Source organism: Acidaminococcus timonensis (assembly GCF_900106585.1).
Lineage (GTDB): Bacteria > Bacillota > Negativicutes > Acidaminococcales > Acidaminococcaceae > Acidaminococcus > Acidaminococcus timonensis.
The window spans coordinates 266,281-289,057 of record NZ_FNWH01000004.1; the positions used below are offsets into that span (position 1 = coordinate 266,281).

Annotated in this window: 19 protein-coding genes and 1 pseudogene; 5 read left to right on the forward strand and 15 right to left on the reverse strand. The window is 52.1% G+C overall.

Going from position 1 to position 22,777, the window contains the following annotated elements; genetic code table 11:
- Positions 1–194: 194 nt before the first annotated feature.
- Both BQ5462_RS01595 and BQ5462_RS01600 read left to right on the forward strand, forming a co-directional pair.
- Positions 195–1,535, forward strand: coding sequence for an enolase C-terminal domain-like protein (locus tag BQ5462_RS01595; RefSeq protein ID WP_071141695.1), 1,341 nt, complete (start codon positions 195–197; stop codon positions 1,533–1,535).
- A 20-nt stretch (positions 1,536–1,555) separates the two neighbouring features.
- Positions 1,556–2,863 (forward strand): SLC13 family permease, encoded by a 1,308-nt coding sequence (locus tag BQ5462_RS01600; RefSeq protein ID WP_071141696.1) that lies wholly within the window; start codon positions 1,556–1,558, stop codon positions 2,861–2,863.
- Positions 2,864–2,980: 117 nt separating this feature from the next.
- Here the strand turns inward: BQ5462_RS01600 and BQ5462_RS11400 are convergent, their stop codons facing one another.
- On the reverse strand, positions 2,981–4,201 hold the full coding sequence (locus BQ5462_RS11400; protein WP_235819538.1) for a YjiH family protein: 1,221 nt from the start codon (positions 4,199–4,201) through the stop codon (positions 2,981–2,983).
- Positions 4,202–4,687: 486 nt separating this feature from the next.
- Here BQ5462_RS11400 and BQ5462_RS01610 point away from each other — a divergent pair, with 486 nt between their 5' ends.
- Complete coding sequence (locus tag BQ5462_RS01610; protein WP_071141698.1) at positions 4,688–5,629, forward strand: threonine ammonia-lyase; 942 nt, start codon at positions 4,688–4,690, stop codon at positions 5,627–5,629.
- A 605-nt stretch (positions 5,630–6,234) separates the two neighbouring features.
- Here the strand turns inward: BQ5462_RS01610 and BQ5462_RS01615 are convergent.
- Positions 6,235–7,422 (reverse strand): MalY/PatB family protein, encoded by a 1,188-nt coding sequence (locus BQ5462_RS01615; RefSeq protein ID WP_071141699.1) that lies wholly within the window; start codon positions 7,420–7,422, stop codon positions 6,235–6,237.
- A gap of 160 nt (positions 7,423–7,582) precedes the next feature.
- Here BQ5462_RS01615 and BQ5462_RS01620 point away from each other — a divergent pair, with 160 nt between their 5' ends.
- Positions 7,583–8,923 (forward strand): MATE family efflux transporter, encoded by a 1,341-nt coding sequence (locus BQ5462_RS01620; RefSeq protein ID WP_071141700.1) that lies wholly within the window; start codon positions 7,583–7,585, stop codon positions 8,921–8,923.
- Positions 8,924–9,310: 387 nt separating this feature from the next.
- Here the strand turns inward: BQ5462_RS01620 and BQ5462_RS01625 are convergent, their stop codons facing one another.
- The 6 genes and pseudogenes from BQ5462_RS01625 to BQ5462_RS01630 form a co-directional block, all read right to left on the reverse strand.
- Positions 9,311–10,312, reverse strand: coding sequence for a gamma-glutamyl-gamma-aminobutyrate hydrolase family protein (locus BQ5462_RS01625; protein WP_235819539.1), 1,002 nt, complete (start codon positions 10,310–10,312; stop codon positions 9,311–9,313).
- Between the two features lie 205 nt (positions 10,313–10,517).
- Positions 10,518–10,679 (reverse strand): hypothetical protein, encoded by a 162-nt coding sequence (locus BQ5462_RS11205; RefSeq protein WP_159429663.1) that lies wholly within the window; start codon positions 10,677–10,679, stop codon positions 10,518–10,520.
- 49 nt (positions 10,680–10,728) lie between these two features.
- Positions 10,729–10,875, reverse strand: coding sequence for a hypothetical protein (locus BQ5462_RS11210; RefSeq protein ID WP_159429664.1), 147 nt, complete (start codon positions 10,873–10,875; stop codon positions 10,729–10,731).
- A gap of 238 nt (positions 10,876–11,113) precedes the next feature.
- A pseudogene (locus tag BQ5462_RS11590) lies at positions 11,114–11,239 on the reverse strand (RNA polymerase factor sigma-54); the annotation flags it as partial.
- A 142-nt stretch (positions 11,240–11,381) separates the two neighbouring features.
- The gene (locus BQ5462_RS10885) at positions 11,382–11,558 is read right to left on the reverse strand and encodes a hypothetical protein (RefSeq protein WP_083378026.1); all 177 of its coding nucleotides are present in this window, start codon (positions 11,556–11,558) and stop codon (positions 11,382–11,384) included.
- Between the two features lie 241 nt (positions 11,559–11,799).
- The gene (locus tag BQ5462_RS01630; RefSeq protein ID WP_071141701.1) at positions 11,800–13,050 is read right to left on the reverse strand and encodes an Nramp family divalent metal transporter; all 1,251 of its coding nucleotides are present in this window, start codon (positions 13,048–13,050) and stop codon (positions 11,800–11,802) included.
- Positions 13,051–13,347: 297 nt separating this feature from the next.
- Between BQ5462_RS01630 and BQ5462_RS01635 the strand changes: the two genes are divergently transcribed.
- Complete coding sequence (locus BQ5462_RS01635) at positions 13,348–14,343, forward strand: LacI family DNA-binding transcriptional regulator (RefSeq protein ID WP_071141702.1); 996 nt, start codon at positions 13,348–13,350, stop codon at positions 14,341–14,343.
- Between the two features lie 435 nt (positions 14,344–14,778).
- On the opposite strand, the gene BQ5462_RS01640 is transcribed toward BQ5462_RS01635, so the two are convergent.
- From BQ5462_RS01640 to BQ5462_RS01670, 7 genes are all read right to left on the reverse strand, one after another.
- Complete coding sequence (locus BQ5462_RS01640) at positions 14,779–16,041, reverse strand: Nramp family divalent metal transporter (RefSeq protein WP_083378027.1); 1,263 nt, start codon at positions 16,039–16,041, stop codon at positions 14,779–14,781.
- Positions 16,042–16,171: 130 nt separating this feature from the next.
- On the reverse strand, positions 16,172–17,146 hold the full coding sequence (locus tag BQ5462_RS01645) for a dihydrodipicolinate synthase family protein (protein ID WP_071141703.1): 975 nt from the start codon (positions 17,144–17,146) through the stop codon (positions 16,172–16,174).
- Between the two features lie 525 nt (positions 17,147–17,671).
- On the reverse strand, positions 17,672–18,895 hold the full coding sequence (locus BQ5462_RS01650; RefSeq protein WP_071141704.1) for a MalY/PatB family protein: 1,224 nt from the start codon (positions 18,893–18,895) through the stop codon (positions 17,672–17,674).
- 259 nt (positions 18,896–19,154) lie between these two features.
- Positions 19,155–19,862, reverse strand: coding sequence for a helix-turn-helix domain-containing protein (locus BQ5462_RS01655; RefSeq protein WP_071141705.1), 708 nt, complete (start codon positions 19,860–19,862; stop codon positions 19,155–19,157).
- 194 nt (positions 19,863–20,056) lie between these two features.
- Positions 20,057–21,376: an amino acid permease gene (locus BQ5462_RS01660; protein WP_205407914.1), complete on the reverse strand. Its 1,320-nt coding sequence runs from the start codon at positions 21,374–21,376 to the stop codon at positions 20,057–20,059.
- Between the two features lie 297 nt (positions 21,377–21,673).
- The gene (locus BQ5462_RS01665) at positions 21,674–22,048 is read right to left on the reverse strand and encodes a RidA family protein (protein ID WP_071141706.1); all 375 of its coding nucleotides are present in this window, start codon (positions 22,046–22,048) and stop codon (positions 21,674–21,676) included.
- Between the two features lie 117 nt (positions 22,049–22,165).
- Positions 22,166–22,699, reverse strand: coding sequence for a hypothetical protein (locus BQ5462_RS01670; RefSeq protein WP_071141707.1), 534 nt, complete (start codon positions 22,697–22,699; stop codon positions 22,166–22,168).
- Positions 22,700–22,777 lie beyond the last annotated feature (78 nt).

Sequence of the window (22,777 nt, forward strand, 5' to 3'; positions counted from 1 at the left end):
CTTTTCTTAAAAATTTTAAGAGATGCTCTAAGAAATTTTGTTAGAATAATCAGATTATATTAGCAAAACCGATTGATGGAATCATTATTACATATTGGTCAGGGAAAAGCAAATCCGATATAGTGTAAACAGAAAATTTCAAGGATTCAAAAGCGCGCGATAAGATTCTGCTGGTTTCAAGGAGGAAAATAACAATGGCAAGCACACCGATTGTAACTGATATGAAAGTCATCCCCGTAGCCGGGTATGACAGCATGGAAATGACCTTGAGCGGAGCCCACGCTCCCTTCTTCACCCGTAACCTGGTGATCCTGCACGACAACGCCGGCCATGAAGGCATCGGCGAAATCCACGGCGGGGAATATACGAAAGAATGTCTGGAAAGCTACATTCCCCTGGTGGTGGGCCAGGAAATCGGCAAATACCGCAGCATCCTGGGTACCATCCACAGAGGTGGAAAGAAAGCCGCCGGTGATGACGGCGAAGGCATCCAGACCCTGGATATCTCCAAACTGAAATTCGTGGTCAAAGCCGAATGGGCTCTGGAATGTGCCCTGCTGGACCTTTTGGGCAAATACCTGGGCGTGCCCATGTGCGAACTGCTGGCCGAGGGCAAACAGCGCAACAAAGTGGAAATGCTGGGCTATCTGTTCTACGTCTCCGACAAGAACAAGACGGACCTGCCCTACCTGGATGAATCCGACAGCCCGGACCCCTGGTTCCGGTATCGCCGGGGCGAAATCCTCACCCATGAACAGGTGGTGGAAGAAGCCCAGATCCTGCACGAAAAATACGGCTTCCGCAATTTCAAGCTGAAAGGCGGGGTCATGGAAGGCGAATATGAAATGGAAACCTGCCGGGCCCTGAAGAAAGCATTCCCCAACGCCCGGATCAACATCGACCCCAACGGGGCCTGGAGCCTGGAAGAAGCCATCCGGCTGTGCAAGCCCATGGAAAATGTCCTGAGCTACATCGAAGACCCCACCGGTCCGGAAGCCGGTTTCTCCAGCCGGGAAGTCATGGCTGAATTCAAGAATGCCTGCTCCCTGCGGGTAGCCACGAACATGATTGCCACCAACTGGCGCCAGTTCTACCATGCCGCCGCTCTGAAAGCCGTGGATATCGTCCTGGCCGATCCTCACTTCTGGGGCATGGAAGGCAGCCTGCGCATGGCCGCCCTGCTGAAAGAATGGGGCCTCACCTGGGGCAGCCACTCCAACAACCACTTCGACATCACCCTGGCCACCTTCGCGCAGGTGGGGGCTGCCGCACCCGGCAACCCGGCACCGCTGGATACGCACTGGATCTGGCAGGATGGCCAGAATCTGCTGAAAGACACGCCGCAGATCAAAGACGGCTTCCTGGAAGTTTCCCAGAAACCGGGCCTGGGCGTAACCCTGGATATGGACAAAGTCATGGCCGCCAACGCCCTGTACAACAAGATGCCTTCCCACGACCGGGACGACGCCATGGCCATGCAGTACCTGATCCCCAACTGGAAATACGACTGCAAGAAACCGTGCTTGGTACGGTAAGAGAAGCGGAGGGTTAAGTTATGAGTTTCGCAGCCTTTGTCGGCTTTGCGATGATGATTCTCATCACCACATTGCTGCTGAAAAAGAAAGTCAGTACCTTATTTGCCTTTACCATCATCCCCATCATAGGCGCCTTCCTGTTGGGCGCCAGTGTCAAGGATGTCTGTGACTACGTGAAATTCGGCCTGGGCAAGACCCGGGACCTGATGTTCATCATCTTCTTCTCCCTGCCCTATTTCTCCCTGATGAACGAAGTGGGCCTGTTCGATACCATGGTGGAATTCCTGCTGAAGCGAACGAAGCTCAGCGTCACGGTCATCATGGTCATCACCGTCCTGGTTTCCCTGATCACTGAAATCGACGGCAGTGTGACTTCCACCTACCTGGTGACGGTCCCCATGATGCTTCCCCTGTATAAGAAGCTGAAAATCGACCCGAAATGTCTGCTGCTGTTGTGTTCGGCCACCATGTGTGCCCTGTTCATCACCCCCTGGAACGGCCGTACCCTGCGGGCCGCCACCCTGCTGGATGGCATCCCTGCTCCCCAGAACTACATCTTCGTCCACATGCTGCCGCTGATGCTGATCTACATCGCCATGTGCATCGGGCTGGCAGTGATCCTGGCCCGGTTCCAGATGAAAAAGGGTGCCGGCCAGGTGGATGAATCCGTCATCATGCAGGACATGGAAAAGAAAGACCAGTCCGAACTGCGCCGTCCCAAACTGTTCTGGTTCAACCTGCTGCTGACCGTGCTGCTGATCGTGGGTCTGAGCGTCGTGCCGGCTCCCGGCTATGTGATCTTCGCCCTGGGTCTCGTCATCGCCCTGACGGTGAACTACCCGGACCTGAACCTGCAGAACCAGCTGCTGAAGAAATATTCCAAAGAAATGTATTCCACCGCCTGTGCCGTGTTCCTGTCCGGCGTGGTCGTCGGTGTCCTGTCCAAGAGCGGCATGATGGATGCCATGGTCAAGTTCCTGGTAGGGATCATCCCCAGTGTGATGGGCCCGTGGGTCTACCTGATCATCGCCATCTTCAGTGCTCCGCTGATGCTGATCTTCACCAACGATATCTGGCAATACGCCCTGGTCCCCATCGTGGCCGGCGTCAGTGCCAACTATGGTGTACCGAAGGAAATCGTGGTCATGACCCTGCTGATGAACATGGGTGCCATGGTTTCGCCGGTGGCCCAGCCGCAGATCTACCTGGCCTGCGATCTGGCTGACCACACCGAACTCCAGGATTACGTGAAGTTCTCCTTCGCCCCCTTGTGGGTGATGAACATCATGTGGCTGGTAGCCGGATACGTACTGGGAATCTTCCGATAATGGAGACTCCTGCTGAATCTGCCGACAATGTCATACAATCATACATTGTTCCTTAAAACCAACACGAAAAAAGAGGATGCCCTGCACAGCATCCTCTTTTTTCGTATAGCAGCACCCTCAATCAGGCAGTCCCAGCAGCCAGGCAATGGGAATCGTGATGACAATGGATAATACCACCCGTTCGAACCAGATGACAATGATATCCCGTATTTTCAATGGGATATCGGTTCCCATGATACAGGGAATACTGGCGGAGAAGAACAGGATTTCCGAAATGCTCACCACTGCAATGACAAATTTCAACAGCAGGGTTCCCGACTGTTTGATCAGAATGGAGGGCAAAAACATTTCCGGCAGACAAAGGGCCGCTGCCTTCCCTCCCAGTACGGCCTGGGATACGCCAAAAATCTTAAAGAATGGATAGAACAGGTAACCAAACACATCAAACAGCGGCGTAAATTCTGCCAGCCACAAGCCCAGCAGACCTACGGAGGTAATGGCCGGAATGACACCAAAAGCCATCTTCAGCCCGGCCCACAGGTTTTCTCCGCAAAGCTTCAGTACAGGAGGCTGGGAGCCAGCCGTCTTCAGGCCCTGTTTCCATGCCCGTTGCAGCCGGCTGCCGGTTTCTTCCGGTTCAATGGCAGCCTTACCGCCATAATAGGTGTTGGGAATGGACCGCAGGGGCCACAGCCGGGCAGTAATGGCAGTCACGATGAATGTCACCACCATGGAAACAAAGAAATAGGTGGACCACATGCCCATAAGCCCCAGAGTCCGCGCTACCACCAGAAGAAATGTCACAGATACCGTGGAAAACCCGGTAGCGATGATGGCCGCTTCCCGGGCCGTATACCGGTTCTCTCGATAAACCCCGTTGGTAATGATCAACGCAATAGAATAACTGCCTACGAAAGAAGCCACTGCATCCACTGCAGAACGGCCCGGGGTCCTGAATACCGGCCGCATAAAACAATCCACCAGCACCCCAATGAATTCCATCAACCCATAGCTGGCCAGAAACGCCAGAAAAGCCGATCCAATAGGAATCACCAGACCAACAGGAATGGCCAGCTTATTGAACAGGAAAGGACCGATATCCCCTCTCCAAAGCCAGGTATTGCTTTTCCACAGGCCAAAATACATGATGGTCCCGATGATGGCTCCGCCGATCTTGGCAAAAGACATGAATATATCAATGGGACTTTTCTTCCAGGTCCGGGTATAAAAAGGTCGGATGGCACCAATATACATGACCGCAAGGATAAAGATCTGGACCAGAGGCATACAGTATTTCTGCAGAGAAGTCACGATGACATCCACGGGAACACTTTTCAAAGTGGGACTGATCCTTTCCATGTCAAAGAAAAACATGAAGACGCCGAACAGGCTGAAAAGCAGAAATTTAGGCAATGCGTTGTTTTGAGAAACTGTTTCCGGTTGACTCATAGGGATCCCACCTTTCGTGTTGTTACTGATAAGGATACACTACTTTGGTAAAAATTGTTGGAATCCTTCTGTATACATAAATAATTATGTTTTTGTGTTAAATTTGTAACGGACAGTCCGCCAGATTCTGCGTCCGAATGGATTGACTTCAAAAAAGTCCGCACCCCCTAATTGGCTATTTTAGTCCGACTCTAACATCTCTACGAAAACAATACATAAAAGGCCCGTACGACCATTGTTTCATTGGTTGTACGAGACTTTTATTCTCTGGCTTATACGGGTGAATCCTTAATCCACCCTTGTTTTCCCCCTTGTCTCCATTCCCTTCTTCTCCTATAATGGAACCAAATTCATCGTTTCGAAGGAGGTCTTTTTATGCTGACACTTGAACAGATTTTCCAGGCCCGAAATCGGCTGATTCCCTATATTTATCGGACTCCGCTTTTGCGGCTGAAGGCATTGGACCATGTCCTGGACTGCCAGGTGTACGTGAAGGCAGAGTGCATGCAGCTGACTCATTCCTTCAAGATCCGGGGTGCCCTGAACCGGATTCTCCAGCTGACTCCGGAAGAACGGGCCCGGGGTGTGGTCACCGCTTCCAGCGGCAACCACGGCCGGGGGGTAGCCTATGCCGCCAAGATGCTGGGCATCAAGGCCACGGTAGTCATCCCAGACCATGCCCCTGCCATCAAGATCCAGGCAGTACGAGATCTGGGGGCGGAAGTCATCCTCTGCGACAAGCCCAAACGATTTGCCATCGCAGAACGTTTGCGGGACGAGAAGGGACTATGCTATGTGCCGCCTTTCAATGATTATGATGTGATGGCCGGCCAGGGGTCCATTGCCCTGGAAGTATTCGAAGACCTTCCAGACCTGAATGCCATCCTGATTCCCCTAGGTGGCGGCGGACTTACCAGCGGCATCGCCACAGCCGTCAAAGGGATCCATCCGGAAACGAAGGTATATGCCTGTGAGCCGGCCCGCATCCCTCGCTTCACCGCCAGCCTGCGGGCCGGCAAGCCCACGGCCGTGCCCCAGGTAGATACCATTGCAGACGGCGTAGCCACCCTGTGCCCCGGAGATCTGACCTACCCCATCGTCCGGGACAAGGTGGACCAGGTGCTGGATGTACCGGAAGAAGCCTTGCTGCCGGCCATGAAACTGCTGCTCACAGAGGGGAAGGTCCTGGCGGAACCTTCTTCCACCATCGGCTTGGCTGCCATCCAGAGCGGCAAAATCCATTTTAAGCCGGAAGACAAGGTGGTATTTGTCCTGTCCGGTGGGAATGTGGATTTGTCCCTGGTACAGAAACTATAATCAAAACTACCTGTATAACGGGTTGTTTAATCTGCGGCTATGCTTATCCACCTTAGCCTTAAATCCCGGATAGCACGTTTCTTCAACGTCTACAATAAAGAATCGCTGGCCGGCCTGGGTCTAGGCGCTCCTGTGAAAAAGCAAAACCATTTTATACAAAAGAGTCGTACAACCTTTGTTCACAGGTTGTACGACTTTGTTCGTATCCATTCCTTACTTCTTCATATGTTCCTGGATCACCTGACTCTGGGTCCTGGTGGCTGCCTTTTTCCAGGTTTGCCAGTTCTGTTTGGTAGGCGCCGGTTCAGATTCCCCAAAAATGGCCCGTACCCAATGACCATGTTGCAGAAATCAACTTCGGCCGGCAGTACTCTGCTGTTCTTCAATGAGCTCCATACCTGTCCCAACTGTGCCATCAGCCTGAAAGCTTTCTAACTGGATGGGCGCTATGATGTAATCTGTTCCGGTTTACCTGGGAACGGACGTCCCTCATGGGCCGTCCCTACGCAACCCACGTACTGTATTGTATGATTTCGTAGGATTTGCCCATAAGGGGAGACCGTTCCCGGGTCGCCCCCAGCGAGCTTTCTCCACACTGACGTCTGTCAGCCCTGTACATGGTTGTCCAGGGCCACTTTCAGCTGGTTGAACGCTTTTTCTACAACGCTCCGGGGGCAGGCCATGTTGAACCGTTCGAACTGGGCCGTAGCCGGTCCGAAGATTTTTCCGGAATCCAGCCACAGTTTGGCTTCATCCGTAATCAGGTGTTCCAGTTCCTCATCGGTGAACCCGTACCCGAAAAAGTCGATCCACACCAGGTAGGTCCCTTCCGGTTCCACAAAGGTGGCTCTGGAGAAGTTCTTCTTGACGAAGTCCCGTACATAGGCGATGTTCCCGGCAATGTAATCCACCAGTTCCTTCACCCATTCATCCCCTTTGGTGTAGCAGCTCTTCACGGCCACCTGGCCCATGATGCTTCCCTGGCTGTACCCGGCAGCAGCATTGGCTTTGCGATATTTCCGCCGCAGCGCTTCATCCGGAATGATGATATTGGCTGGCTGCAGCCCGGCCACGTTGAAGGTCTTACTGGGAGAATGGTACAGCACCAGGTTCTTCCGATATTTTTCCCCCAGGGTCATGAAACTGGTGAATCTGTGGGGGGCATACACGAAATCGCAGTGGATCTCATCGTCCATGATGATCACGTTGTGCTTCAGGCAGATGTCTCCCAGCCGAGTCAGTTCCTCTCGGGTCCACACACGGCCTGCCGGATTGTGAGGGCTGCACAGCATATAGACCTTTACCTTGTTTTCCACGATTTTCTTCTCAAAATCATCGAAGTCAATGGTGTATTTTCCGTTTTCATAATGGAGCTGGTTGTTAATAAAGGTCCGGCCGTTGTCTTCGATGACTTCCCGGAACGGATAATATACCGGCTGCTGGATCAGGATGGCATCCCCCGGTTCCGTAAAGGCTTTCACACCGGTGGCCAGGCCGAAGACCACGCCGCAGCCCAGTGTCACCCAGGAAGGATCGATTTCGTATCCGTAATGGGTGGAAGTCCACCGGTTCAGGGCTGCAAAGTATTCAGCATCAGGATCCGTGTACCCGAAAATCCCATGGTCGATCCGTTTGTGGAAGTCGGCCAGGATCTCTTCCGGCAGGGCAAAGTCCATATCTGCCACCCACATGGGCAGCAGGTCCGTTCGTCCCTTGCGCTGCATGCCGAAATCGTATTTCAGGCAGCTGGTGTTTCTCCGGTCGATGATCTTGTCAAAATCGTATTTTCCCATTGATAGAACCTTCTTTCTTCCCAGGCTGATTGCCTACCTTTTTACCTGGTTTTATTGTACCGGTTTTCCGGGAAAAGGTCAAAATGGACGCCTTTACATTTTTCTTTCCTCTTCCTATAATTAAATATATCTATGTACGGAATAGAAAGGCAGGAACCCTATGGCACAGACCAAAACAAAAGATATGACCCGGGGAAACATTCCCCGGCTGCTGCTGGAATTTGCCCTGCCCCTGATGGTCGGCAACGTGTTCCAAATGTTGTACAACACGGTGGATTCCATTGTGGTGGGCAATTTTGTGGGTACCCAGGCACTGGCCGCCGTCAGTTCCACCACCATGATCACCAACATGAGCGTTTTTTTCTTCAATGGATTTTCCATTGGGGGCACGGTGATCATCGGCAAATATTTCGGAGCCAGGGACCACAAGATGCTCCATCGGGCAGTGGAAACCATCATGGCCGCCACCTTTATCCTTTGTGCCCTGTTCACCCTGGGCTTCCTGGGTGCCACAGATGCCATGCTCCATTTCATGAAGACACCGGCCGATGTGTTCCAGCAGGCCGCCCTGTATCTGCGGATCTATTTTGCCGGTGTGACAGGCCTTCTGCTGTACAACATGGGAAGCGGGATCCTGCGGGCTGTGGGCGATACGAAACGTCCCTTGTATTTCCTGATCCTGACCAGTGTCCTGAATATCTTCCTGGATCTGCTTTTCGTCATCCAGTTCCAGATGGGCATTGCCGGCGTGGCCTATGCCACCGTCCTGGCCCAGTTCATTTCCGCGGCAGCCACCATGGCCGTACTGATCCGTACGGACGACATCTACTGGTTCTCTTTCAGGGACATGTGCCTGGACAGAGGCATCCTGGGCCAGATCTTCCGGATCGGGCTGCCCACGGCTCTCCAGAGTGTGATTACCTCCTTCTCCAACATCTTCGTCCAGGCCTACATCAATTTCTTTGGCGCCACCGTCATGGCCGGCTGGGGCTGCTACAACAAGATCGACCAGTTCATCATGCTGCCCATGCAGAGCATGGCCATGGCCGCCACCACCTTTGTGGCCCAGAACGTAGGAGCTCAGAAGCAGGATCGGGCTGACGACGGCACCGTGAAATCCATCCTGCTGACCCTCCTGATCAACGGGACCCTGTGCATCGTCCTGGTGGCCCTGGCAGAGACTTCCATGAGGCTCTTTACCGGAGACGAAGCGGTGATCAGCCAGGGGGCTTCCTTCATCCGGGTCAACCTGTTCTTTACCCTGTTCAACTGTGTGAACCAGGTCCTGGCCGGAGCATTGCGGGGCCGGGGGGATTCCATCGGTCCCATGGTGATCATGCTGTGTTCTTTCGTCCTGATCCGCCAGACCTATCTGTTCTGTGTCACCCGCTTTTTCGCCAACACCCCGCTGACCGTCGGGTTCGGGTATCCGGTGGGCTGGATGTGCTGCTGCGTGCTGGAACTGTTGTACTTTTACCTGCACTGGAAACATCGAGGATAAAAAAGGGGGTGTGAAAAAATGCTTTTTCACACCCCGTCACTAGTCACTAGCCGATGGAAGCCAGCTGACGCTAGCGAAATAAAGGCGCTGTGGATGATTTTTTCACAGCGCCTTTTCATATTGTACCCCCTGCCGCTCAAAGACCCGGCTATTTAACGGCCGTGGCTTTCCATACCTGGGAACGGACGCCCCTGATGGGGCGTCCCTACGCAACGTACTGTACGATTTCGTAGGGTCTACCCGTAAGGGGAGACCGTTCCCAGGTCGCCCAGCGGGCTCTTTCCACGCTGACGTCAAAGAACAAAAAATAAGGCTGTGAAGAAATAGATCCTCATTTCTTCACAGCCTTCCGTTTTTTGGTGTATTCCCTGACGCCTCGACGACGGACTATTTGGATGCCGTGGCTTTTTCCGTGGCCGCTTTGACCAGCGCTTTGAAGAAGGCCATGGACGTATCCACATCACAGTAGGCTTTCGGATCTTTCTTGTTGATCAGTACCTGTTTCAGATCGTTTTCCGGATGGAACTGCAGGGCTACCGTAAACAGGTTCTTTGGATATTCCACGCCTTCAATGATGGAGACCCCGTTGTAGGTCTTTTCGGCCGTCTGGATCAGGCCCGTTCCGGCAATGCTGCCGATGGCCTGGTGATGCCAGGAAGAAACATTCTTCAGTTCATCAGCCCCGACGATCTCCCGCAGATGGGATTTCACCGGCAGGATGGTCACATCGTGACGGGCATAATCCCGGTTGGGGGTTCCGGGGGGCATCCGGTGGAAATCATCATGATAGGTCTGTCCCTTGGATTTGTAGTAGTCGGTCAGGTCCTGGATCATTTTGGCTCCGCTGACCACCCCCAGCATCTGTTCGCTGCGGCATACATCCAGGGTGGGGATGTTGTTGGCCAGGCAATATGCCTGAAGGGTATAGTCGGAAATATCCCGGGTGGCATTGATGCCCTCCCCATGGTTCTTTTCCTTTTCGGCTTCTTTATACAGGGAGGGGCTGATGTCTTCCCCGCCGGTACCGAATACCCCGTCCACGCCCTGCATCACGGTAGCGATGTTGGTCTTGCTGAAATCTTTGGCTTTGATCTTGTTGGCGTATTTTTGCTTCAGCATGCCGGATTTTTCCAAGGCACTTTGATCCACAGCCCCGTTGGCATCGTATTTCACATCACTGCTCTTGATTTGGCCCAGTTCCACAGGAACGCCGCCGGCCAGTTCGATGATTTTTTTAAAAGCGGTGTAATCCTGCTTGTTGCTCTTCCAGGAGATCCCGATGACGGGTTTACCCCCCACCATGGCATGGACATCATAGGCCATCCCCAGGGACAGACTCATGGACAGCGCCGCAACGGCCAATACTTTTTCCAGCTTTTTCAACATCATTTGCCTGCACTTCCTTTCCAGAACAGTTATTGAATAAGAATATTACACACGCCGATTGTACATTCTTGTTAGAAAAAGTTCAATAAAAATTTGAAAATTCTTTAAAATAAGTTTTTTCTTGTACAAAATGAAACATCCATGACAAGAATAACGGTGGAGATCCCGAAGGGAGCGTGCGATATCTCCACCGTTACTTTTCATCCTTTTATACCCGGAATTCCCGTTTCACCATGCCGGGGATTTCCGGCTCATAGCCGGTGGCCCTGGATTTTCTGCCACCGCCTTGCAGCAGGCCCACAAACAGAAGATCTTTCAGGCTTTCTACCGTTTTCGTCATTTCATAATCACGTTTTGCCGTCATTCCCATGATCCATCCCTCCTACAGTCTTACCATCATACCAGGTTTCCGGCTTCCTTCATTCGAAGTCGAAATATCCCATGGGATCCCAGTCCTTCAGGCTGGGGACATCGCTTCCGGACAGGCTGGGAGCGAACAGTTTCAGGATTTTCTCTTCTACACCGGCCGTTTCTTTGCCAGCCATCGTTTCTAATTTACTATTCATTCCCATAATAACCCTCCTTTTTCGTTCTTATACTTCCGAACTATATTTATTATATCTAAAATATTATTCGTGTATAGTGGTTCGCAGTTCATTCACAATTTCTGTTTTCTCCATAAGATAAATTGTTAATAGTTTTACGGTATTTAAGATTATTTAACGGGTTTAGTAAAAAAAGAGGGTGTTGCATGAAACATGCAACACCCTGAGCGGTACATCCAATTTTCAATGACCTGAAAGGCTACTCCCATTCCTTCCGTCCGCTTTTGGCAGGGATCCCCATCTTTACCCGATACTTGTTCACTGTGCGCCGGGCCGTATGGATCCCCTGGCGTTCCAGCGCCTCGCAGATGGCCTGGTCACTGAGGGGATGGCCCCTGGATGGTCTGTCTGATCAGCTGCTGGAGAGTCTTTTTCTGCCGGGAAGCATTGGCCAACGGATCCGGTAGCGGTTCATTCTCCTTATCCCAAATCCGTTTCCCCCGATATACTTCCTGGTCCGTTTCCTGCTAAGCCGGCCCTTTCACTTCACTGGGGAATTCCATGAGGGGATTGGCTTCCACGGCCTCCTGGACATACTGGTCCAGTTCCAGTGCACCCAGCTGCAGCAGCTTCATCTGCTGCACCAGATGGAGATTCAGCTGCTGCCGCAGCTGGGGTTCAAGGGTCAGTTTGGTAATTGGCATGGAAATGGACCTCCTTTTCAGGGACGTTGCTCCAGCGCCCCGGTTCCTGCTCCCGGGAACAGACCTCTTCTCCTGGTCAGTCCCTGCAGATCGTTTCTACTTCCTATTATACAATAGGATGGTGTACCCCGGTGGATCAAGTTCCATACAACCCATAGGCAACCATTGCCGGACAGCAGGTGGATAGGCCTCCATACAAAAAAAGAGAACCGGGAATGGTCTCCACAGTTCTCTCTCTTCTTTAAAATTTCTTGTAAATGGCGTAAATCGTAATTCCCAGGGTAAACAGATAGCATACGGTCATGGCAATCTGCAGCAGACGAGGCTGTTTCAATCCGGCATTCACATCCTTGCGCCAGATCAGCAGGGTCACGAAAAGGCCCGCAGTGGGAGTCCCGATGGAAGTGGCCAGGTTGGCCAGGAAAATCAGGCCGGTGGGAGAACCGTTATACATAAAGCAGACCACACACCCAAAGGCGATGCAGGCCACACACAGCCAGCGGACCAGTCTGCTTTCCAGGCTTACGTCCTTATCCAGACCGGCATTCAGCAGCACCACCCCTCTCTGGGTATTCCCCAAAAGGCTGGAGAACGCAGCACCCAGCAGTGCCAGTCCCATGACCAGGCTGGCATATTTTCCCAGGAAGGGCCGCAGCATATCGGCCAGCTGTACCGGTGCTGTAATCCGCAGACCCTGGGGATGGAGGACGATGGCCCCTACAGTGACCACTGCCCCGGAAATCAGGATTACCGTCACCACGTGGGCAATGGCATCTGCCAGCATGGTCCCGTTGAACATATCCTTCTTGTTCCACTTTTTTTCGGCTCCCAGGTAGGTACCATAGACACCGGCGGTAATGGCCGCATGGGTACTGATGAAGGCCAGGCTGTGATGGATGCTGCTCTTGGGGAACTGCCAGTGGGTCACACCCTGGAAAAAGGGACCCCATTCCGGTCCACCGGTCTGCACCAGTGTTGCATAGAAGGCCAGGATCATGGCCAGGATGCAGAGCAAAATCCCCTTTTCGACTTTGGAGTATGTATTCCTGGAAAAATACATGCCCATCAGGATGGCAATCATGATCAGCGCTCCGACCTTCCAGTTGATGCCAAAGATCAGGTTCATCCCGGCGCCGCTGCCGGAAATATTCCCGAAGGTGAAGAACAGACAGGCCAGGAACAAACAGATTCCCACGAAAGCAGCTGCCCCTTTGCCATAATAGTGACGGATGGCATGGATAATGGGCATGCCGGTCAGCATGGAAATCCGATAGCAGGTCAGCATGAAAGTGATCCCCATGAGGAAAATGGGGATGAACAGCCACAGCATGGCATACCCGTAATTGGCCCCCAGCATGGCTGCCGTGGTAATGGCCCCCGGCCCGATGACCACACCGGTCAGGATGATGCCCGGCCCGATCCGTTTCAGCATCTCCACAAATGACAATTTTTGCACTGTATCAGGGTCAAACCCCAGACGTTCGATGTACATAAGCCATTCTCCTTATCTTTGGTGTTCCTTTTCTGATTCCAACTGTTTCCAGAAAGAGGAAAAAACAAGTGCAATATGCTGCAGCCGTTTAGCAATCGTTTGCATTATCTTCGTGTTATTTATAGCATTCATTCCCATCATCCGTCAATATTTTCTGATACTTCTGCAATTTCTTGCATCAGGAATTCTCCTTATATTCCAGTATCCATGCGCTTTCCCAGATTTTATCTTGACAAGTTCCCATAGGTATGATATCAGTATAGTTAATACAAACGATTTCAGAAAGGAGATGCCGTGATGCCCACGTTAAAAGATGTGGCCAAGCTGGCCTGTGTGGACGTAAGCACTGTTTCCCGGGCCCTGAACAACAATCCCTGTGTCCATGCGGAAACCAAGGCCCGGATCATGGCGGCTGTAGAAAAACTCAGTTACCGGCCCAACCTGCTGGCCAAAGGACTGCGCCAGGGCAAGCGGCACACCATCGGTGTGGTCGTTCCCCGGCTGCACCTGACCGTCTTCTCCACGGTGGCCCAGGCCATCGAAGAAGCCGCCCGGGAACAGGGATATGCCACCCTGCTGTGCAGTACGGAGGACGATCCCCAGATCGAAAAGGAGGGGCTGAGCCGTCTGCGGAACGGATTGGTGGATGGCATCCTGCTGGCAGGGACCGGCAAGAACAAAAAGCTGGTCCGGGATATCCAGGTTTCCGGGATCCCGGTGACCCAGGTGATCCGGATCCAGGATGATACCCTTTCCAGCGTCACGGTGGATTATGTGAAATGCGGCTACGAGGCAGTCACGTACCTGTACGGACGGGGCAGTCGCCATCCCGGTCTGATTACAGGTTCTTTAAAATTATCTCCCTATAAATTCCGGTACCAAGGATACAAAAAAGCCCTGGAAGAACTGGGGCTCCAGGAAATCACCTCGGAGGCCAGGGGATTCACCAACTCTCTGGAATATGGCTACCAGGCCACCCTGCAGATGCTCAAGGAACATCCGGAGCTGGATGCCATCCTGGCCGCCATGGATGCCCAGGGCATCGGTGCCATGCGGGCCCTGAAGGAGCAGAAAAAACGGGTGCCCCGGGATGTACGGGTCATCAGCCTCACAGGCCACGAGCTGGGCAATATGCTGGAAACCACCATGACCACCCTGGAAATGCCAGCCCGGATCATCGGCCGGAAAGCTGCCCAGCTGGTCCTGGAGCAAATCGAAGCCAAAGACAAGGCCAGCATCCCCATCCAGCATGTGGTGTATGATTCCGCCCTGATCGAACGGGAAAGCACCTGATATACAACGTTGTACAATCATTGCAGGACAGAAGTTGCATAAGAACTAAAAGGGGGGTGTGAAAAAAATGCTTTTCACACCCCGTCACTAGTCACCAGTCTCTAGTCACTAGCCGATGGAAGCCAGCTGACGCTAGCGAAATAAAGGCGCTGTGGATGATTTTTCCACAGCGCCTTTTAGTAACTGTTGGGTAGTGAGCAGTGCTTGGAAAAGGATTTTTCCAAGCAGGGCAAGTCGGTAAGCGGGTCGATCAAAGTGATCGACCCTGCGGGTTGGTACCGTACGTAGGTTGCGTAGGGATGACCCGTCAGGGGCATCCGTTCCCAGGTCTGGAAGCGGGTCGATCAAAGCGATCGACACCTACGGTGTTGAGAACATAGCGAACCCGTACTCCCTCAGCCGGGCAGGGTACCGTAAAGGAACAAAAAGGAACTGTTACAGGAACCGGGATCCAAAGCTGTACAGGGTCAGAGCCGTGGTAAACAGATAACACAGGGTCATGGAGATCTGCAGGACGCGCGGTGGTTTCAGCCCTGCCTGGACATCTTTTCTCCAGATCATCAGGGTCACGAAGAGTCCGGCTGTCGGAGTCCCGATACTGGTAGCCAAATTGGCCAGGAAAATCAGCTGAGTGGGCGAACCGCTGTAGGCAAAACATACAATCACGCCCAGAAGGAGGCAGGCCACACAACTCCAGCGGACCCGTTTGCTTTCCAGAGCCACTTCCCAGCCCATGCCTGCATTCAGCAGTACCACACCCCGCTGGGTATTCCCCATCAATGCGGAAAAAGCAGATCCCAGCAGCGCGGCCCCCATGACAAATCGTGCCTTGCTGCCCAGTACGGGTTCCAGCATTCCTGCCATCTGGACTGGGCTGGAAATGGTCAGACCGGTGGGATGGAGGACAATGGCTCCCACTATAACGATGGCACCGGAAATCAGGATGACAGTCAGGACATGGGCACAGGCATCGGAAAGCATGGTTCCGTTGAACAGATCCTGTTTCTTCCACTTTTTCTCCGCTCCCAGATAAGTTCCGTAAATCCCGGCGGTAATGGAAGCATGGGTACTGAGGAAGGCCAATGATCCCAGGACACTCCCTTCCGGAAATCCCCAGTGGGTCAATCCCTGGATGAATCTCCCGGGATCCGGCCCTCCGGAAGCATACAGGGTGGCATAAAAAGCCAGGATCATCCCCAGGATGCAGACCATGACGGCTTTTTCGATTTTGGAGTACGTATCTTTGGAAAAATACAATCCCAGCAGCAGGGCCAGCATGATCAGCGCTCCGATCTTCCAGTCGACGCCAAAAAGAAGGCTCATGCCGGCACCGCTGCCGGAAATATTGCCAAAGGTAAAGAACAGGCAGGAAAAGAACAGACAGATGCCCACAAAGGCTGCCGCACCATTGCCATAATAGTGCCGGATCCCATGGAGCAGTGGCATCCCGGTAAGCATGGCAAGCCGGTAACAGGTAAGCATAAAGGTGATGCTCATGATGAAGATGGGGATAAAAAGCCAGAGCATATGATATCCGTAGCTGGCTCCCAGCATGGCCGCCGTTGTGATGGCCCCCGGTCCCACCACGACACCAGCCAGTATGATGCCGGGACCGATCCGCTTCAAGATCTCCAGAAAAGTCAGCCGTTCTACGGCTGACGGGTCAAAGCCCAGTTGTTTACTTACTGCAGATTCCATATTTTTCTTCCTTTTTTTAAATGAAGACGGCTGCCCATGCTTGAATGGGCAGCCGTCCAGTGGGTTTCCTATAGAGGATCAAGAGGATGGTTTTATGCGCTCTGATTCATTTCAGAGAAGAGGATCCCGCTTATTTTTCGAAGGGTTTCATATCCACTTTGGGCAGACCGCTTTCTTTCAGGCCCTTGGCCACCCAGTCTTTCTGGGTCTGGTCCAGAGGCAGCACCGGTTTCCGCATCAAGCCGCTGGTGAACACACCCCGCTGTACCAGGGCTTCCTTCAGACGGGCATGGGCTTCGCCGGAAGGCTGGCCGCCGCCGTAAATGGCCTGGCTGATGGGATAGATGGCATTGGAGGCATCCTGGGCTTCTTTCAGGGTATGATGAGCCGGATCCTTGAATACATCCCAGGCTTTGGTGATCAGTTCAGGCACGCAGCCGGCGAACCCGATCAGAGCGCCGTCCATGCCGGGGAACCAGGATACGCACAGGGTTTCGTCGTGGCAGGTGATCAGAGATACATCCGGGCAGGCTTTCCGCAGTTCCCGCACGTCGTGTTCGTAGATGGCCGTTACACGGGTACCCATCTTGATGGCTTTCACATGGGGGATCTCCTTGACCATCTTGATCAGGGTTTCAACCGGGTAGAAGGCCTTGCTGGTAGCCGGGTACAGGTGGATGATGATATCGATGTCGGCACCGTCAGCCACATCTTTGATGAATTCAAAGGGAGCATCCGGATTCATCCCGAAACGCAGCCACATATGAGGGGGCATCAGCAGAATGCCGTCTGCGCCGGCTTCTTTGGCATCTTTGGCCATGTCGATGGCGCCCTGGGTGTTTTCACAGTTCACGCCGGAGATGATGGTCATGACATCGCCGCATTCTTCTGCGCAGATTTCGGTGACCCGTTTCCGTTCTTCCCGGGTCAGGCCGGTGACTTCACCGGTGTGGCCATTGCAGACCAGACCTTCGATGCCTTTGTTGTAGAAGGATTTGATCCAGCGCAGGTACGCTCTGAATTCCGGTTCGTTGATGGAGTAATCCGGGTTCAAAGGAACGGATACCGCCGGGAAAATGGTTTTGAAATTCTTTTGTTTTGCCATGATGAAAACCTCCTGAACATTTATGATTTTTTTCGTTACGACCTTGTTCTTGTCTCTGCAATCGTTTGCATCAACCTTGACTATTTTATATCATGTTTCGGTGGTTCCCGTCAATGTTTTCAGACAGTTCCGCAATTTTTTGCAACAGGATATTGCGGATAAAGCAAGTAATTATGCGGTATTACGGTTTTAAAACGGAAAATCTCATTTTCCATATTTTCCCTTGTATGCAATGCAATCGTTTTCTATTTATGGTGGAATTAACCCTCCATACGTGCTATTTCCCAGGTCCAGTACGCCATATCGCCCGGTAAACCCGCCCCCCGGCCTGGTGCGGGTCGATCACGCCGATCGACCCCTACGGTTTCGGTGTTCCACCGACTGGCGCGCCCCTGTTCAAAAAAAGAGAGTCGTGGAATCTTCCACGACTCTCTTCTTTTAGCTGCCGACTAGTGACTAGAGAATAGTGACTGCTCTTACTTCTCCGCAATGGCTCCGATTTCTCTTTAGGAATGGCTCCTTTGCTTACTTGTTGTTGTGTTCCTTTACAGCCTTCACGATCCGGTCCAGGCCCTTCTGGATGGTGGCCCGGGGCTGTGCCAGGTTCAGCCGGATGTACCCTTTGGCGTTGTCCACGAACAGGGCATCCCCGCCTTCCAGCAGCACACCGGCCTTGTTGGCCATAAAGTCCGGGATGTTCTCCACATCGCCCAGGTAGGCGTTCATATCCACCCAAGCCAGGTACGTGGCTTCCGCCACCTTGTAATGGGTTTCCGGCAGTTCCTTATCCAGAGTATCCTTCACCAGTTTAAAGTTGCCATCCAGGTAGGTCTTCAGCTGATCCAGCCATTCGTACCCATGTTCATAAGCTGCCGTGTGGGCCGCAATGGACAAGGGGTTCACGTTCATGGCGTAAGAATCAGTGTAATTGATGTACAGCTGCTTCAGCTGCGGATCCCGGATGATGATCTCGGCGAACATCATGCCAGCCATATTGAAAGCCTTGGACGCGGACGTGCACACGATCAGCTTGTTGTAGTCCGGCATGATTTTGGCCATGGGGATGTGTTTCACACCCTGCCGCAGCAGGTCGCAGTGGATTTCATCGCTGATGATCCACAGGTTGTGTTTTTCCACGATGGCAGCCACTTTCTTCAGTTCCTCTTCCGTCCATACCCGGCCGGTGGGGTTCTGGGGGTTGCACCAGATCAGCAGCTTTGCGAAGGGATCGGCCGCATCTTTTTCCAGCTGGTCGAAGTCGATCTTCCAGTCGCCGTTTTCATCCTTCACCAGCTTATTGTGGATGGCGTGCTTGTGGTTGTAATCCAGGGGATGCTGGAAATACCCATAGGCCGGCGTGTTCACGATGGCCTTGTCGTGATCGCTGAGCAGCAGGTTTGTCAGCTCGTACAGAGCCGGGATGATACCCAGAGAAAAGCAAATCTGGTCCTTGGGATAGGTCCAGCCATACATCTTCTGGTTCCAGGCGTTGTAGGCCTCGTAGAATTCCGGTTCAAACACCTGGCTGTAGCCGATGATCCGCTTGTCCGCCCGATCCTTGATGGCCTGGATAATGGCCGGGCACATGGCAAATTCCATATCTGCCACCCACATCCGGACAAATTCGTCATCTTTGAAAGGGAATTTTTTCTTCCCTTCAAAGTCATGGAAGATATAGCCCCGGAATCCATCCGTATTCAGGGCATTGGTGTGGTACCGGTTGACGATTTCATCAAAATCATACTTCATGGCATATTCCCCTTTTCTGGTTTTTCTTCTTGTCTATACTGTAACAGAAAGGGCTATGTCCGACAACGTGAGCAGGGTCTCCTGTCAGGAAAAGAGATTCGCCAAAAAGTTTATTGGAAAGAAAATTTTCCCTCTTTATCTTGCTTTTTTTCGCCTGATTTGCCAAATCTCTCCAGTTTCATGGAAAAAATGATTTTCGTGAAACTTGGAGCTCCTTATAAAAAAAGACCGCCTCCAGGGCGGTCCAGTCAACTCTTCCCTAGGTGACGGGAAGCATATTGTACAATTTCAGCAGACGGATATCCTCTTTGCTGATTTTTACCATTTTGAGCAGTGTCTCGTCTTCTTTTAACGGCTGTTTGGCCAGCAGCATTTTCGTTGCGATGGGCATCATGGGACGGGAAGAGAGCCCATTCCACAGCCCCCATTTCACCGGAGCATCCAGATAAGGTGCCAGTACCTGCAGAGAGGCCTTTTCCATGGGTGTCTCCTGGTTCCTCAGGCTCATATAGGTCAGGGCATCATAGTGTTCCATTATGCCCTCATACGTATTCTCACAGTCCTGGTAGCGGGAAAATTCCTTACAATTCATGTACAGCCGGATGTGATACTGCTGGTTCTCCAGCGGCGTGATTTCATCAAAGACACAGCGGATCAGCTGTCCGGAGCGTCCATCATAAAAATACCCGTAAAAAGTGGACAGACCTCTAAAAAAGCCCGGACTTTCCAGCCTGTTCTGTTCCGCCTGGACCACTTCCGGCTGCGGGCAGAGCAGCTGATCGATATGGACCTGGAGGGCCTTGGCGATTTCGTATAACGTATCTATATCCAGGGTGATCTCGCCACTTTCATATTTGGACACCGTGGACTTGCTTTTGCAGATTTTCTCAGCCAGTTCTCCCAGTGTCAGCTGCCGCGCTTTACGGAATGCATGGATTTTCTCCCCGATCTTCTCCCCGACGGACATATTGCCCTCCTCACCCGATTTCTTAGAACCGCTCAAACAAATATTCTGCGTTCTTTTCTGTTTTTGTCATATATTTTATCATATTTTTTACCTTTAATTCTACTTCCGAAGGTCCTGTCCTTTTCCTGTTCCCGAAAAAGAAAAAGAGGACACAACATGATGTTGTGTCCTCAGAAAACGAGGGATGAAACCGCTTAGCCCTCCAGTACATTCAGGAACGGCGATACGATCAGGAGGAAACCGGTGAGAACGATGGCCCAAAGGACCGGTCCTTTATATTGCTGCAGATAAGGGACTTGATAGACCAGTACGGTGGGTACCAGACAACCGATGATACCGATACAGGGCCCTAAAAACGCAAGCAGCAGCAGGACAGGAAGGTTAAAAGCAGCACAGGCCCAGCAGAAGATCAGACTGAAAAGGACAATCCCTTTATCCAGCGTGGCCCCTTTGATCCGATCTGCATTCATGAACCGATGCAGGATATTAAGGAGGATCCCTTTAATGCTTTCGCAAAAGCCCAGGAAGTTGCTGAAGAAGGAGGTCAGGATGGCAAAGAGAGACAGCAGCAGGCTGAGGATCTTTACGGTGGCCGCATTCATATTGCCGGCCGCCATGGCCAGGGCAGATATGTTCTGTTCTTTGGCCAGGAGAGCCATTTCCCGGCTGGTTCCCAGATTAAAAGAAACCGCAAAGAAGAAAACGATCACAAACAAAATGACAAAGGCGATATTCATGGTGCGCATCGCTTTATAGCGGGCCACTTCCTGGTTGGGATAATGCTTCCGGTAACTGATGACCATGGGACTCAGGCTTTGGATGAAAAGGATCGAAGTGAGGGTAAAGGGTAGCATGATGATGACCTGTTTGATGGTGGTCCAGGCATCGGGCAGCGGCGCAATATTGGACAGATTCCATTCCGGTACGAAGCGGATCCCCATCAGGATCAGTGCGGCCAGGATCACAAGAGCCATAAAGGTCTGGAGTTTGAACAAAATCTTTTCGCCACGGGAGGCAATGAAGATCAGAACAGCCATGAGTACGAACGTATACAGGTGATTGCCTGCCAGATTCGTGCTGGTTACACCAAAGCTGTAAAGGAAAGTGGCGCTGTCGTTGTTGACAACCGTGGAGTACGTGATGATGGTATCGACCAGCATGATGAAGTAGCAGATCCCCATGAGGAATCCCCAGTTCTTCCCCAGGTAACCGGAAATGGTTTCCGCATAAACCTGATTTTTGGGAGAAGCCGCCAGTGTATTGATATACAGGCGCTGGAAGGCATACATCACCGGATAACCGATAAGGGCGGACAGCAGAAAGATCAGGAGCCCTGTAACGCCAATCTGGATGGGCAGGAACACGATCCCGGAACCGATGGCCATCCCCACACTCATGACGATCCAGCCCCAATCCGTTTCATCAAAGCGGATGGATTGTTTCCATTCTTCCTGCGTCATTCCGGCCCGTTCCCAGGGAACCCGGGAAGAGGGGTTTCGTTTCTCTTCTGTCATCATAATGACCTCCTTGGTTTGGAATATATCTGTGACTCAGTGTAAGCAGATTATATGATTCAGAAGATATCGCTGACAAATCGCCATGTGTTTCGTATAACGAAAATAATCAATGCCTTTAGTTTCTTAAAAAGAAATAAATTCAGAATTGAATGGACAAAACAGCAAAATTATAAAAAAAGGGCCCTCCGATTACAGAAAAAATTGATTTTTAAGAGACCAAAAAAAGGACGTGAGCAAAATGGCTCACGTCCCTGGATGGTGGAGAATCGAACTTCAGCCCACCAGTCTTGCTTTTTATTTCTCCGCAATGGCTTCGATTTCGCATTTCACGCCCAGGGGCAGATCTTTCACTGCCACGCAGGAACGGGCCGGGTTGCTGACGAAGTATTTCTTGTATACAGCATTGAAGGCGGCGAAATCGCCCATGTCGGCCAGGAAGCAGGTGGTCTTGACCACTTTGTCGAACCCGCTGCCGGCGGCTTCCAGGATGGCTCCCACATTCTTGCAGGATTGTTCAGCCTGGACTTCGATGGCTTCCCCGCCTACCTTGCCCGTAGCCGGATCAATGGGGGTCTGCCCGGACACAAATACCATATTGCCGCACACCTTGCCCTGGGAATAAGGGCCTACTGCGGCCGGAGCATTTTTCGTTGCAATCGTTTCTGCCATACTTATGATCTCCCTTCAAAAGCCTGATTTGTACATCCATGATAATATAGCTGGCCGATTCTGTCAAACCTTTTCAGGGAATTCCGCAAGCCTGTTATATAATTGCACAATCATCCCTTACTTCACCACCAGGAAATAATGATCCGTGGTGTCCACCAGGCTGTTGCTCAGCAGGCTTGCAAAGCCGGCTCCATCCAGCCCCCTGGCCTGGACGGAGAAGCTGTATTTCCCGTTGTTCCACTGGGCCGCATATGCTTTGTCGCCCAGTTTGGCAATCTGCACTTCTTCCCCGTTTACGGTTTTCTTTTCCCATTTAGCACCGTAAATACCACTGAGATTATTATTTTTATTGACTTTCTTCAAAGCAGTACGAACCCGCAGCACCGTGTCCGGCTGCCCCAGTTTCGTGAATTCCAGGTCGGCCAGTTCTTTGCTGATCACAGAAATATACGTGCAGGCATAGCCGGAATCCTTCGTCAGGTACAGGGGCGCATAGCCCAGGACTTTAGCCGCTTCGGCATAGGTGTCATAGGACACCATGGGGTTGGGGATCTGGTCCCCTTTGGCCTGGGGTGCCGCAAAGGCGGCCGGTGCCAGCAGCAGGCAGGCGGACGCAATGGCCAGAGACCGTTTCAAACCATTCATTTTCATACCAATTACCTCATTTCAAACAAACTTGCCCTCATCAGGGCAAGAGGTATTGTATCACGTCCGGTGGACATTGACGAG

What these genes read in the sequence shown, in the direction of transcription:
- BQ5462_RS01610 (WP_071141698.1), top strand. Translation starts at nt 4,688, where the DNA reads ATGCTGACACTTGAACAGATTTTCCAGGCCCGAAATCGGCTGATTCCC.
- BQ5462_RS01615 (WP_071141699.1), bottom strand. Translation starts at nt 7,422, where the DNA reads ATGGGAAAATACGATTTTGACAAGATCATCGACCGGAGAAACACCAGC.
- BQ5462_RS01645 (WP_071141703.1), bottom strand. Translation starts at nt 17,146, where the DNA reads ATGGCAAAACAAAAGAATTTCAAAACCATTTTCCCGGCGGTATCCGTT.
- BQ5462_RS01665 (WP_071141706.1), bottom strand. Translation starts at nt 22,048, where the DNA reads ATGGCAGAAACGATTGCAACGAAAAATGCTCCGGCCGCAGTAGGCCCT.
- BQ5462_RS01640 (WP_083378027.1), bottom strand. Translation starts at nt 16,041, where the DNA reads ATGGAATCTGCAGTAAGTAAACAACTGGGCTTTGACCCGTCAGCCGTA.
- BQ5462_RS01630 (WP_071141701.1), bottom strand. Translation starts at nt 13,050, where the DNA reads ATGTACATCGAACGTCTGGGGTTTGACCCTGATACAGTGCAAAAATTG.
- BQ5462_RS01600 (WP_071141696.1), top strand. Translation starts at nt 1,556, where the DNA reads ATGAGTTTCGCAGCCTTTGTCGGCTTTGCGATGATGATTCTCATCACC.
- BQ5462_RS11210 (WP_159429664.1), bottom strand. Translation starts at nt 10,875, where the DNA reads ATGAATAGTAAATTAGAAACGATGGCTGGCAAAGAAACGGCCGGTGTA.
- BQ5462_RS01635 (WP_071141702.1), top strand. Translation starts at nt 13,348, where the DNA reads ATGCCCACGTTAAAAGATGTGGCCAAGCTGGCCTGTGTGGACGTAAGC.
- BQ5462_RS01595 (WP_071141695.1), top strand. Translation starts at nt 195, where the DNA reads ATGGCAAGCACACCGATTGTAACTGATATGAAAGTCATCCCCGTAGCC.
- BQ5462_RS01625 (WP_235819539.1), bottom strand. Translation starts at nt 10,312, where the DNA reads ATGATGTTGAAAAAGCTGGAAAAAGTATTGGCCGTTGCGGCGCTGTCC.
- BQ5462_RS01650 (WP_071141704.1), bottom strand. Translation starts at nt 18,895, where the DNA reads ATGAAGTATGATTTTGATGAAATCGTCAACCGGTACCACACCAATGCC.
- BQ5462_RS10885 (WP_083378026.1), bottom strand. Translation starts at nt 11,558, where the DNA reads ATGCCAATTACCAAACTGACCCTTGAACCCCAGCTGCGGCAGCAGCTG.
- BQ5462_RS01660 (WP_205407914.1), bottom strand. Translation starts at nt 21,376, where the DNA reads ATGACAGAAGAGAAACGAAACCCCTCTTCCCGGGTTCCCTGGGAACGG.
- BQ5462_RS01620 (WP_071141700.1), top strand. Translation starts at nt 7,583, where the DNA reads ATGGCACAGACCAAAACAAAAGATATGACCCGGGGAAACATTCCCCGG.
- BQ5462_RS01670 (WP_071141707.1), bottom strand. Translation starts at nt 22,699, where the DNA reads ATGAAAATGAATGGTTTGAAACGGTCTCTGGCCATTGCGTCCGCCTGC.
- BQ5462_RS01655 (WP_071141705.1), bottom strand. Translation starts at nt 19,862, where the DNA reads ATGTCCGTCGGGGAGAAGATCGGGGAGAAAATCCATGCATTCCGTAAA.
- BQ5462_RS11205 (WP_159429663.1), bottom strand. Translation starts at nt 10,679, where the DNA reads ATGGGAATGACGGCAAAACGTGATTATGAAATGACGAAAACGGTAGAA.